This is a genomic window from Acinetobacter sp. 1000160 (assembly GCF_000588715.1).
GTDB classification, from domain to species: domain Bacteria; phylum Pseudomonadota; class Gammaproteobacteria; order Pseudomonadales; family Moraxellaceae; genus Acinetobacter; species Acinetobacter courvalinii.
Map to the genome: position 1 here is coordinate 100235 of NZ_JFWP02000004.1, position 12426 is coordinate 112660.

A 12426-nucleotide genomic window follows, 5' to 3' on the forward strand; every position below is an offset into this window, starting at 1 on the left:
CTAGGGTTTCATTTAAAACCTAAACCCTAGAATGATAATTAAAATAAATTTAATATAAATAGTGAGGATTAAACTATGTGTTTATCGTGTTTTTTAAAATCCAATTTTTTGAAATGCTTATTATGAATAAAAACTTTTCGCTATTGCTATGCTTGATATTAGTAGCATGTAGTTATGTTGATGAAATTGAGGGTAAGAAAAATGTTGTAGATTTTAACTCTTTATATTATAGTGGAAAGGTTTATTCTATTGGTGATAAATATTCTGAAATTAATTTCTCTTCAAAAGATAATTTAATGAATGATATGGGGAGTTGTACTACTATTTTTAATCCGGACTCAGCTATTTCATATACTTTTCACTCTAAAAAGCTAGTTAAGATTTTAATTAAATATGGAAATAAAAGTGTGCATACATCAAAGGGTATTAGTAATGGAATGACCGTTGAAAATATAAATAGTAATTATAAAGCCGGATATAAAGTTATAAAAATTAAAAGTCAGGGTGCTGGAGATTCTCAGCAAGATTTTAACTATCAGGTTTTTGATAGTGGTCAAAAAAACAATATTTTAGTTTTTGATGTAGTAAATAGAGAAATACAAGGGATTCATTTGCAAGAAAAAGATTTCTCTATGTCGGATTGTGAAGAGTAACTATACTTTTATAGGTTTTAAAGTTATATAAAGGATATTTGATTTTGAAAAAGGCTAGTTTATTTCTATCACTAATATTATTAGTTGGTTGTGCAAAAAACGAAGTTCATGCTTTAGATAAAGATGGTTTAGATTTTCATAAATTGAATGGGATTTCTTTGGGAAGTAATTTAGAAGATTTTATAAAAAAATACAAAGGAGATATTTTATTTCAAAATTACAAGGATATTAGTAATGTACTAGGCTGTGAGAATTCAAAAAATATTATTATAGATAATAATGAGACAAACTTAGATATTAGTAATAAAGGCTTCATAACAGCGATAAATACCACGAATCCGAGGGTGATAGATGCAAATGGAATAAGTGTTGGGCAAGATTCAAAAAAATTACTGGAATTGAAATCGATTAATAAATTAAGGAAAATAGATAACCAAGAAGGTGGTTCTTATTACGAATACAAGTTGGTTTCACAGGACTCTAAATTTTATTATATTTATACTACTAATCAAGATGATAAGATTGACTCCATTGGTTTGTTTTCTAAGGATCATATAAATTGCTATGAGGATTAAGTGTTTTATATTTTGTAAGGGAAGAGTTTTTATACTAATGAATAATTTTTTTATTTGCCACTATGTTTTATTTAGCTTCATGCAATATCAAAAGAGATATTCATGAGGAAAGTATGTCATAATATTAATTTTTCTGAAATGCTTATTATGAATAAAAATTTCTCGTTATCATTATACTTAATGTTGGTAGTGTATGTTTTTTAAAATATTGGAATGGTGAATAGCAATTGCTTACAAAAAGGAATAGGTGATGCAAGGCATAAATATTAGTTTTCTTAATGTATTATTAATTTTTGGTTTGAGTGCATGCTCAAATGCTGCAGATTATAAAAATCAAAGATTAGATGGGAAAACTATATATGGCAATAGTGAGCATGATTTGAATAGTATATATTCTGATATTAAAGGCTATATTAGTGACAATAAAAAAGAAGTTGACTATCTTGTTGCAACTCAGCGTTCTTGGCTGAAAAATAGAAATTTAAAATGTAGTTTTAATGGAAGAGAAGCAAATAATGAAAACTATAAGTGTCTAAGTGAATTTAATAATTCAAAAATTAAAGACTTGAAGAAGTCATATTTGAATTTTGATAGTTTAGAAGGAAGCTTAATAAAACCATTCAATTATAAAGATGGTGTTGTAAAAGAATTGGAAGTTGGTGGGTGTTATTGTGCTGAAAATACAATTAAAATTTTAAACAACAAGATTTATGTATATCAAGCTTGTGACAAAAGTTTAAGTGAACCACGTATATATAATGTGGTTGGTAAGACAAAAAATGAATTTTCAGTAGAATATCAAATTGATACTAATAATAATAAAGTTCCAGAATTTAACTTGGTCTTTCTCACTAATGGTAGAAATGTTTGGAATATTGTTCCCAAAGTTTTTAGAGAAGAAGACTTATTGAATTTAAATTTTAAAATTCGTTATACAACTGATGTTAGTTTAAAGAGTAAGGATGTGAATTGTGATGATCATGATGAGTAATAATTTTTTTTAAATTTTAGTTGTGTGTAAAATTAATATTTAAATTTGAAGATTTGGTATTGCTTTTAAATTAATTTTTTGTAGTATTGCAAAATTACTTAAATTAATAGGATATTTAAGATGAATTTTTTTCAAAAAAAACATATCTATATCTTATGCTTGGCTAGCTTATGTGGTCTAATATCTTCATGTACGAATGCTTCAGAAAAGGAGTGCGAGTCTGATAATATAAATCAAAATCTAAGTTGTCTTTTGAAAAGCAATGACTCTCTAAAAGAACAGTTAATAAATAAAGGAAATAGTAAAGAAAGAGATTTCAAAAAATGGGAAAAAGAAATTCAAAAAAAGTGTGAAGGAAAAGTAACTCATATAGCTGGGGAAGGTGCGGGTCTATTTAGAAGTCAATGTTATAGGGATGAGTATTTATCTAGGTTAGCATTTTTAACTACTGGAAAAACTTCGAAAGAAGAAAAAAATATTCATGGTTTAATTGTAACCTATTTGCCCTACAATTCAGCTGATCATTTTAAATGTATTTTAAAGAAAGATATAAATAGTTGTTCTAAAGTTAATTTGGTTAGCTCATCTAATTTGATAAAATTCTATCCATCTATTTCTCCAAGTTATGGGGATGGTGTTGTTCTTCCAGAAACAGAAAGTGGTAAACAAATTATTATTTCTCCATTTGAAGATAATGAAGATGAAGGGCCACAACTTGCTATTTTAAGCATTAATACTTTTGGAATAGAAGGAAAGAAATTTATTCCAGCAACTAAAAATGTATTAATTGATAAGAATTATAATTTAACTTATATGGAAGGTAATAAAGAAAAACGAATACAATTAAAATGATAATTTTCTTGAAAATACAGGTGTTTTGGCAGCTGAAAAAGAAACTAAATAACGAATTCAAAGTTACAAAAGCCCAGCGATAAAGCTGGGCTTTTCTATTTAGGTCTCAACAATCCCTTCTAAGTCATCAAAGGTATAATTGTTCGGTACATTGATCATATGGGTCTGTACGCCAGCTTCCACTTTCTCTCTCGCATCAGGATACAGCCAGCGTGTAATCTGCTCGGCTACGCTCGAGTGATACTGGATTTCAAAATGGTTTAGTCCGTAGAAAACTGCTTTATGCGTATCGGGCAGCTTGAGCTGAAAACGTGGATTTGGATGTTCGCCTAAAGCACTTTTGACACTGACCAGATAGTCACCAATCACAGAAAGTGCTTTATTACGCAGCTTCTCAAATTCTAAAGTTCCTGCAATCAGGAACGTATTGATATGTGATGGGAGTGGCGCAGGCTTACGATTGTCATCTGCAAAACCGATACGTGCATCATTATGTTCCCAGTCATCATCACGAACGCTACCGTGACGCAGATCCAGAATACCGTTACTGCGCACATTGACCAACTGACCAATCAGGCTGATAAATGGAAATGCACCAAGTTTATCCTGTAAGACAAAGCCAAAACGCTCCAGTACTGCGCCATGATGTGGTGAACCGATACAGACCAGGTTCTCGACCATATGCACCCATTGATATAGATTCTGCTTGCCATAAAACAGGGCACTGCGGGAAACCAGGCCGCCCATACTATGCCCAATCAGGTCAATACTGGTAATACGCGGATTACGCTGGACCAGATCTTCTAGCGTATTGGCAAAACTACGGCCATTGGCTGAAATCCGGCGACCTGTATTGTAGTTCAGATACAACATGGTGTTGTTATCACGTTGGGCAAGTAAGCGCTCGCCAATCCCGCCATAACGATGATTGGACCAGGTCAGATGGTTCATGCATAGACCATGCGTCAGGATCACCACACGGCCGGTTAGTTCCCCCTGCTGTAAAGAACCATAGTGATCATAAAGCACCATGGGCAAGGCCATTGGATTATGCTGCTTTAAAAAGAAATCGCCAAAGATGCCATTTAATGCGCCGACTGCAAAATGTAAGGTCGGTGTCAGCGGTTTATCATGCAGGATTGGAAATTTGGCGATAATGCGGCGTAAATTAGGGGCAAGAAAATGACTGCCGTATTTTTGCAGTGCCACATAAGAAAACTGGTAGAACTTTTGCAGTTGCGGGTGCTTTTGTAAATTCTTGGCTTTTTGTGCACTTAAACCGAGCGTTGTCCGTAATACCTCAGTTTGTACCAGTTGCACCAATTCGTGTACCCCGCTGAGGCTGGTACTGACCAACTGGGCCAAACCCTCCAGAACATCGGCCTGACTCGGGGGCGTACGGTCCCACTTGCAGTAGGTTTCATGCAGCGGTGTTAAACTTGGCATATTGTTTTCCCCATCCTTGATATATACCGAAGATTTGAAGTGATTCACTTGATACTGTTTAGGTAAACTACAACAAACGTTTACATCTTATGTCTTTCATAACTAATTTTTTTAGAATACTGATGAACGGAGTCCAGTATGGTTTTTTATGTCTGACAATATTGAGCTTATCTGCATGTTATATTGTTATTTGCATAACAATTAAGCAAAATAATGTGATTTATTTCACTTTAAGTCAAGCCGCTGTCTTTTTTGGTGCATATGCAAATTATTTATTTACATGGTTTTCGAAGTAGCCCGATGTCGATCAAAGGGCAACAGCTGCAACAATATTGTGCAGGACGCGATGACGTTCAGGTGCATTTACCTGACTTAAATCGTGCACCTGATCAGGTACTTGCACAGCTTTCCCAGCTTATCGAAAATTTATCGTGTGATAAAGTGGTTTTGGTGGGAAGTAGTCTGGGAGGGTTCTATACGACATACCTTGTCGCAAAGTATGCTTGTCCTGCTGTACTGATCAATCCTGCTATGCAACCATGGCAACTCTTTCAAGATTTATTCGGTATTGAACAAATCCCGCTCAAAGTCACTGAATCATGGACACTTGATACAGATCAATTGCAGCAATTACAATCGATTGCTGACACGAAGTTAAAGCATGCTGATAAAATTCTGGTGCTGTTGCAACAAGGCGATGAAGTCTTGGATTATCATCAGGCTCAACGCTATTATAGTGCAGTTCATCCATCCTCATTGATTTTAACTGACGCTGGTGGTAATCATGCAATGGATGATTTTGAAGAAAAATTACCTTTAGTACTCGAATTTTTATCGGCAGCCCTCCAAAAAGGAAGTCCAACCCAGTGACACAATACACGGCCCAATCCCTTGAAGTTCTTTCTGGTTTAGATCCTGTCCGTCGTCGACCAGGCATGTATACCGATACCTCACGTCCAAATCATTTGGCGCAAGAGGTGATTGATAATGCAGTCGATGAAGCACTTGCCGGTCATGCCAACCAGATTTGTGTCACGGTCTATGAAGATGGTTCATTGTCAGTTGAAGATAATGGACGCGGCATGCCAGTCGATATCCATCCGGAATATGGGCAAAGCGGTATCGAAATTATTCTGACCAAGTTACATGCCGGCGGTAAATTCAGTACCGATAACTATCAGTTCTCTGGTGGTTTGCATGGTGTTGGTATTTCCGTAGTCAATGCCTTGTCGACCCGTGTTGAAGTGGCGGTACAGCGTCAGGGTAACCTGTATCAAATGGCCTTTGAACAGGGCGAACCGGTTGCCCCCTTATCGGTTTTGGAAGGCAAGGTCGCTAAGCGTGCCACAGGAACAACCGTTCGCTTCTGGCCGGAAGCCAAATATTTTGACAGCCCTAAATTTGCCTTGAAGGCCCTCAAACATAATTTAAAAGCCAAAGCTGTTTTAGCTGCGGGCTTAAAAATTATTTATGACGATAAAATCAATAAAGAAAAAATTGAATGGCAGTTTGAAAATGGCCTAGTCGACTATTTGATGGACGAACTGCAAGATCGTGAAATTCTGCCTGATCCTGCGTTTGTCAGTCATGGGCAAGCGGACCGTGCAGCCTGTGAGTTTGCGATTTGCTGGAACGTGGAAGGTGGCGAACAGATTCAGGAAAGTTATGTCAACCTGATTCCTACTGCGCAAGGCGGTACCCATGTCAATGGTCTGCGTTCAGGTGTAACCGAAGCGCTGCGTGAGTTCTGTGAATTACGCAATTTATTGCCACGTAATATGAAGTTGTCTGCGGAAGATGTCTGGGATGGGGTAAATTTTATTCTATCGCTGAAATTTCAGGAACCACAATTCTCAGGACAAACCAAAGAACGTTTATCCAGCCGTGAAGCCTCTAATATTGTGCTGAACATTGCCAAAGATGCATTTGCTTTATGGCTGAACCAGCATGCCGAGATTGCGACCCAACTGGCTGAAATGGCGATTGCCAAAGCGGGACGTCGTCTCAAAGCCGCCAAAAAAGTCGAGCGTAAAAAGATTGTCGCAGGCCCAGCCTTACCCGGGAAATTGGCTGACTGTGTCGGTTTAACCCGTGAAGACAGTGAACTGTTTATTGTCGAAGGGGACTCTGCGGGCGGGAGTGCCAAGCAGGCACGCGACAAGAATTTTCAGGCGATTATGCCGATTCGAGGAAAAATCCTGAATACCTGGGAAGTATCTTCCGATGAGGTCTTGGCCTCGCAAGAAGTGCATGATATTGCCATCGCGATCGGGGTCGATCCGGGCAGTGACGATTTGTCTGAATTACGTTATGGCAAAATCTGTATCCTGGCCGATGCAGACTCGGATGGTCTGCATATCGCGACCTTATTATGCGCATTGTTTGTAAAACATTTCCCAACCTTGGTTGAAGAAGGTCATCTGTTTGTGGCGATGCCACCGCTGTATCGTATTGATATTGGGAAGGATGTGTATTACGCCTTGGATGATGATGAGCTAGAGACGATCTTGAAAAAAGTCAAAGGCAATAAAAATCCGCAAATCACCCGATTCAAAGGTTTGGGTGAGATGAATGCTAGCCAATTGCGTGAAACCACCATGGATCCGAATACGCGTCGTCTGGTGCAACTGGATCTGGACGATGCCCATTTAACGGCTGGATTACTGGATAAATTGCTGGCGAAGAAGCGTTCTGCCGACCGTAAGCACTGGTTAGAGCAAAAAGGTAATTTAGCAGATATCAGTGTCTAAATTACCCCTAGAAGATCGAGATCAGCCAGACAAATGTCTGGCTTTTTCTTTGTGTAAAGCCTTTAGATTGTGCCTGAAAAAATCTGCATCATTTTAGGTCGCTGCGTATTTTTTGTATGCAATGTTGTATACAAGATCAAAAAAAACATCAGTAAAATTTATTAAAATTAAATAAAAACAATAGCTTGTTGTGTTGGCATAAAAATTGAATAACACCATCCAGTAAAAATCACAATATTGATGGGTGGAGAGAATGATGCAAAACAAATTGATGTCGATGTCAGTGCTCATGGCAGCCATGATGGGGATTGGTCTGGTAGGCTGTTCAAAACCGGCCGAAAAAACAGAACAAGCAAAAACGGAAGCCAAAACTGCACCTGCAGCCAACGGTGACACCATCAAGGTTGGGATTCTGCACTCGCTTTCAGGCACCATGGCGATTTCGGAAACCTCACTGAAAGACACCGCCTTGATGACCATCAATGAAATCAATGCCAATGGTGGGGTACTGGGCAAAAAACTGGAACCTGTGATTGTCGATCCAGCCTCAGATTGGCCTCTGTTTGCAGAAAAGGCGCGTCAGCTGATTACCCAAGATAAAGTCGCGGTTATTTTTGGTTGCTGGACCTCTGTGTCGCGTAAATCCGTGTTGCCTGTGGTGGAAGAGCTGAATGGCTTGTTGTTCTATCCGGTGCAATATGAAGGTCAGGAACAATCGAAAAACATCTTCTATACCGGGGCGGCTCCGAACCAACAGGCAATTCCCGCAGTTGAATATTTGATGGGAGATGAGGGCGGCAAAGCAGAACGTTTTGTGTTGTTGGGCACAGATTATGTCTATCCACGGACCACCAATAAAATTCTTCGGGCCTTTTTGAAATCGAAGGGCGTCGCCGATGCCGACATCATGGAAGAATACACCCCATTTGGTCACAGCAATTATCAAACCATTGTGTCCAATATTAAGAAGTTCTCTGCAGGTAAAAAGACGGCAGTGATCTCGACCATCAATGGTGATTCCAATGTGCCGTTCTATCGCGAACTGGGCAACCAAGGCATTAAAGCATCCGATATTCCGGTCATGGCTTTCTCGGTCGGGGAGGAAGAATTACGTGGTATTGATACCAAACCCTTGGTGGGACATCTAGCGGCATGGAACTATTTCATGTCGGTCAAGAATCCTAAAAATACCGAGTTTGTGAATAAATTCAAACAATATGCAGTGCAATACAAACTGCCAAATGCCGACAAAGTGGTGACCAACGATCCGATGGAAGCGACCTATGTCGGGATCAATATGTGGAAGCAGGCGGTTGAGAAAGCGGGCACCACTGAGGTGGATAAAGTTCGTGATGCGATGGCCGGTCAGACCTTTGCTGCACCATCGGGCTATACCCTCAAAATGGATGAAAGCAATCACCACTTGCATAAGCCTGTGATGATTGGGCAGATCCGTGGCGATGGCCAGTTCGATGTGGTCTACAAAACCCCGCAAACCATCAAGGCGGAGCCTTGGAGTCCGTATATCCCTAAATAATTTTTCAAGCCTGTTGTCTTAGCAGCAGGCCTTTTCATTCTGTTTTTTTGCTTGATCTATTTAAACCGTAACCATAAGGGGAGTTCTATGGCGAAGCATTATGTTTTGGCACTGCTCTGCATCATGGCGCAGCTGATATTTACTCCAGCATGGGCAGAGGCCACATCCACAGCACCTGTGACGTCTACAGCTTCTCCAGATGCCATTCAGACCTTTGTAAAGGCTGACTTTGCCACGCGTCGTGCCATGCTCAATCAGTGGCCTGCCAGTATTGAACAACTGGATCAACTGGTGGCCTATATTGATCAAAATGAGCTTTATACCGATAGTGCAGGCAATACTTATCTGTTAAAAAATGATGACAAGCTGTTTAGCTATCCTGAGCAGCAGGCGTTGCAACAATGGCCTGCCGATTTATCCCAAGTGACTTTGGTCAATACCTTACGCAAGGCCCTGAATTTTGGTCAAGCCAAAGCCAAACTCAACTCCAGTGATGCCTCACAACGATTGGCCGCGGTCGATATTTTAGAAAATAATCTGGGTGAACTTGATGTGGCGATGGTGAAGCAGCTTTATCTGAATGAAAAAAATGATCAGGTCAAAACGCGTTTAGCACAGCTCAAAGCCCGTCTGGATTTTAACAGTGCTGATGAATTTACCAAGCTTGAAGCCGTGAAAGTCTTGGCAGATTCCAATCGGCCTGACGTATTCGCGCTCGTCACCCAGACTTTAGAACAACCGCAAAGCAATCCTGCATTAAAGGCTGCCTTGCTGGATGCACAAAATAAAATTAAAACCCGTTTACAAATCAGTGAGTGGTCAGGCCATGTGTTTTCAGGTCTGAGTACCGCCAGCATTTTACTGCTTGCTGCGCTTGGTTTAGCCATTACCTATGGTCTGCTCGGTGTGATTAACATGGCACATGGTGAGCTGATTATGATCGGTGCCTATACCACTTACGTGATTCAAAGCTTTTTTAAAACCTATTTTGCGGGGTGGGTGGATTGGTATCTGGTAGCAGCCATTCCTGCCGCATTTCTGGTAAGTGCCTTGATCGGGATGTTGATTGAACGCACCGTGATTCGCCCGCTATACGGTCGTCAACTGGAAACCTTGCTCGCCACTTTTGGGGTGAGTTTGATTCTGATGCAACTGGTACGTATGGTCTTTGGTGCACAGAATGTCGAAGTCTCCAATGTCAGCTGGTTGAGTGGCGGGATTGCAATTACACCGAGCCTGATGCTGCCGTATAACCGGATTGCCATCATTGCGTTTACCGTCGCAGTGTTATTGCTGCTGCTGTTTTTACTCAATAAAACCCGTTTTGGCCTATTTATCCGTGCGGTCACGCAAAACCGTCAAATGGCACGTGCGGTTGGGATTCGCTCTGCCCGGATTGATATGCTGGCTTTTGGTCTGGGTTCAGGTCTGGCAGGTTTGGCAGGCTGTGCCTTGGCACAGGTCGGTAATGTGGGGCCTGATCTTGGTCAAAACTACATTATTGACGCTTTCCTTGTGGTTGTGGTCGGTGGCGTGGGCCAAGTCTGGGGTGCGGTATTGGCAGCACTCGGATTGGGCATCAGTGGAACAGTGCTGGAAATTGGTTTAGGTGCAGTTCTGGCAAAAATTATTCTCTTGATTCTTGTGATTTTGTTTATCCAAAAGCGTCCACAAGGTTTGTTTGCCATCAAAGGCCGTTTTGTGGAGTAAGCCAATGAAAATCACTTCCTTATTTGACGACAAACCCTATAGCGCGGTGGCGATTGCTGTTTGTTTCGGCGTGCTTTTATTGTTGCCATGGCTGCACCTGTTGTCTCCTGACTCTGCATTTTACTTGTCGGCTTATTGGATTACCTTGATTGGCAAGATCATGTGTTTGGCCTTAGTGGCTTTGGCACTGGATCTGGTCTGGGGCTATGCCGGAATTTTGAGTCTAGGCCATGGTTTGTATTTTGCCTTGGGTGGTTATGCTTTTGGCATGTACCTGATGCGTCAATCTGCAGGCGATGGTCTGCCTGATTTTATGCGCTTCCTCAGTTGGACCGAGTTGCCTTGGTATTGGATCGGGACCGAGCATATTGCCTGGGCTTTGGCTTTAGTCATTCTTGTACCAGGTTTGATCGCGTTTATTTTTGGCTTTTTTGCCTTTCGCTCCAAAATCAAAGGTGTGTATTTCTCGATCATTACTCAAGCCATGACCTTTGCCGCAGCCTTGTTGTTCTTCCGCAATGAAACAGGCTTTGGTGGCAACAATGGTTTTACAGGTTTTAAGACCATTCTCGGTTTTGATATTACCTCGGCACCGATGCGCGCAACGCTGTGCTTTGTGACTGCGTTGATGTTGATGTTGTGTTTCCTCGGTTTGCGCCAGTTGATGAATCGTCCTTATGGTCGCGTGCTCGGCGCAATTCGCGACAGTGAAAATCGCTTGCAATATCTCGGTTATCGCACGCTGTGGTACAAGCTGTCGGCATGGGTATTGTCTGCGGTGATTGCAGGTATTGCCGGAGCGCTCTATGTGCCACAGGCAGGCATCATCAATCCAAGTGAAATGAACCCAGTCAACTCAATTGAAATGGCGGTGTGGGTGGCTGCGGGTGGACGTGGCACTTTGATTGGTCCGATTTTAGGGGCAGGTTTAATCAATGCCGTGAAAACCTATTTTACTGTGGCTGCGCCAGAAGCATGGTTATTGATCTTGGGTGCGCTGTTCATCATGGTGACCTTGTTCTTGCCTAAGGGTGTGATTGGTGTATTCGACCGTTTTAAAAAGGAGCGTGATTAAATGAGTGATGTATTAATAGACGCTGCTCAACATGGCGGTCAACTGGGTGAAGGCTATGGACGGGCCAAGCCGCAAGGTGCGGATTTTAGTCACGGCATTGCCTTATATCTGGAAAAAGTCAGTGTCTGGTTTGATTCATTTCGGGCCTTGAATGATTTGTCACTGTACATTGCCGAGGGTGAGTTACGCTGCATTATTGGACCGAATGGCGCAGGAAAAACTACCCTGATGGATGTGATTACCGGCAAAACTCGTCCGACCACAGGCACCGCATTTTTTGGGCAAAACTATGACCTTGCCAAAATGAGTACCGAGCAAATAGCTGAAGCGGGGATTGGACGTAAATTCCAGAAACCAACGGTGTTTGAAAATTTTAGCGTGATGGAAAATCTACTGCTGGCAGCACCACGAGATAAGCGGGTGAAAAAAAGCTTTTTTTCCCGTTTAGACCCAGAAGCGCAGTTGGCACTGGATGAAAGTCTGGAGCAGATCCGTTTAAAGGAATTTGTGCAAAAGCCCGCAGGTCTGCTCTCACATGGACAAAAACAGTGGCTGGAAATCGGCATGTTGCTGATGCAACGACCCAAGTTGATTTTGCTGGATGAGCCTGTTGCAGGTATGACCGATGCTGAAACTGAGCGCACGGCTGAACTGTGTCTGGAACTGAAAAAAAATCACACGCTGGTCGTGGTTGAACATGACATGAGTTTTATTGACACCATCAGTGAAAAAGTCACGGTCTTGGCACAAGGGGCAATCTTGGCCGAGGGCACATTGGCAGAGGTTCAGGCCAATGAAGATGTGATTGAAAAGTATTTAGGACGCTAGGAGAGGCAC

General features: G+C 41.2%; 11 protein-coding genes. 10 read left to right on the plus strand and 1 reads right to left on the minus strand.

Going from position 1 to position 12426, the window contains the following annotated elements; translation table 11 throughout:
* Positions 1-77 precede the first annotated feature (77 nt).
* The 4 genes from J699_RS0218670 (at position 78) to J699_RS09320 (ending at position 3071) form a co-directional block, all read left to right on the plus strand.
* Positions 78-653 (plus strand): hypothetical protein, encoded by a 576-nt coding sequence (locus J699_RS0218670; protein ID WP_228133440.1) that lies wholly within the window; start codon positions 78-80, stop codon positions 651-653.
* 44 nt (positions 654-697) lie between these two features.
* The gene (locus tag J699_RS09330; RefSeq protein WP_171070853.1) at positions 698-1228 is read left to right on the plus strand and encodes a hypothetical protein; all 531 of its coding nucleotides are present in this window, start codon (positions 698-700) and stop codon (positions 1226-1228) included.
* Between the two features lie 250 nt (positions 1229-1478).
* Positions 1479-2219, plus strand: coding sequence for a lysozyme inhibitor LprI family protein (locus tag J699_RS09325; protein ID WP_032868414.1), 741 nt, complete (start codon positions 1479-1481; stop codon positions 2217-2219).
* Positions 2220-2339: 120 nt separating this feature from the next.
* Positions 2340-3071, plus strand: coding sequence for a hypothetical protein (locus tag J699_RS09320; RefSeq protein ID WP_032868415.1), 732 nt, complete (start codon positions 2340-2342; stop codon positions 3069-3071).
* A gap of 99 nt (positions 3072-3170) precedes the next feature.
* Here the strand turns inward: J699_RS09320 and J699_RS09315 are convergent, their stop codons facing one another.
* Positions 3171-4517 carry a hypothetical protein gene (locus J699_RS09315; RefSeq protein WP_004776311.1) on the minus strand — a complete coding sequence of 449 codons (1347 nt, stop codon included), beginning with the start codon at positions 4515-4517 and terminating at the stop codon, positions 3171-3173.
* A gap of 261 nt (positions 4518-4778) precedes the next feature.
* On the opposite strand from J699_RS09315, the gene J699_RS09310 reads away from it, so the two are divergent.
* The 6 genes from J699_RS09310 to urtD all read left to right on the plus strand — a co-directional run bounded on the left by J699_RS09310 (position 4779) and on the right by urtD (position 12417).
* Positions 4779-5387 carry a YqiA/YcfP family alpha/beta fold hydrolase gene (locus J699_RS09310; RefSeq protein WP_032868416.1) on the plus strand — a complete coding sequence of 203 codons (609 nt, stop codon included), beginning with the start codon at positions 4779-4781 and terminating at the stop codon, positions 5385-5387.
* Entirely contained in the window at positions 5384-7267 is a 1884-nt protein-coding gene (gene parE, locus J699_RS09305) for a DNA topoisomerase IV subunit B (protein WP_009510201.1), read from the plus strand. The genes J699_RS09310 and parE overlap by 4 nt, the downstream gene beginning before the upstream one ends.
* Positions 7268-7523: 256 nt before the next feature.
* Positions 7524-8804 (plus strand): urea ABC transporter substrate-binding protein, encoded by a 1281-nt coding sequence (gene urtA, locus J699_RS09300; protein WP_005282334.1) that lies wholly within the window; start codon positions 7524-7526, stop codon positions 8802-8804.
* Between the two features lie 87 nt (positions 8805-8891).
* Entirely contained in the window at positions 8892-10514 is a 1623-nt protein-coding gene (urtB, locus tag J699_RS09295; protein ID WP_032882824.1) for an urea ABC transporter permease subunit UrtB, read from the plus strand.
* A gap of 4 nt (positions 10515-10518) precedes the next feature.
* Positions 10519-11589: an urea ABC transporter permease subunit UrtC gene (urtC, locus tag J699_RS09290; protein ID WP_032868418.1), complete on the plus strand. Its 1071-nt coding sequence runs from the start codon at positions 10519-10521 to the stop codon at positions 11587-11589.
* Positions 11590-12417 (plus strand): urea ABC transporter ATP-binding protein UrtD, encoded by an 828-nt coding sequence (gene urtD, locus J699_RS09285; protein WP_032868419.1) that lies wholly within the window; start codon positions 11590-11592, stop codon positions 12415-12417.
* Positions 12418-12426: the final 9 nt, after the last annotated feature.

Coding starts and splice junctions, on each gene's coding strand:
- urtB (WP_032882824.1), top strand. CDS start 8,892: ATGGCGAAGCATTATGTTTTGGCACTGCTCTGCATCATGGCGCAGCTG.
- urtC (WP_032868418.1), top strand. CDS start 10,519: ATGAAAATCACTTCCTTATTTGACGACAAACCCTATAGCGCGGTGGCG.
- J699_RS09315 (WP_004776311.1), bottom strand. CDS start 4,517: ATGCCAAGTTTAACACCGCTGCATGAAACCTACTGCAAGTGGGACCGT.
- J699_RS09310 (WP_032868416.1), top strand. CDS start 4,779: ATGCAAATTATTTATTTACATGGTTTTCGAAGTAGCCCGATGTCGATC.
- urtD (WP_032868419.1), top strand. CDS start 11,590: ATGAGTGATGTATTAATAGACGCTGCTCAACATGGCGGTCAACTGGGT.
- J699_RS09325 (WP_032868414.1), top strand. CDS start 1,479: ATGCAAGGCATAAATATTAGTTTTCTTAATGTATTATTAATTTTTGGT.
- urtA (WP_005282334.1), top strand. CDS start 7,524: ATGCAAAACAAATTGATGTCGATGTCAGTGCTCATGGCAGCCATGATG.
- J699_RS09320 (WP_032868415.1), top strand. CDS start 2,340: ATGAATTTTTTTCAAAAAAAACATATCTATATCTTATGCTTGGCTAGC.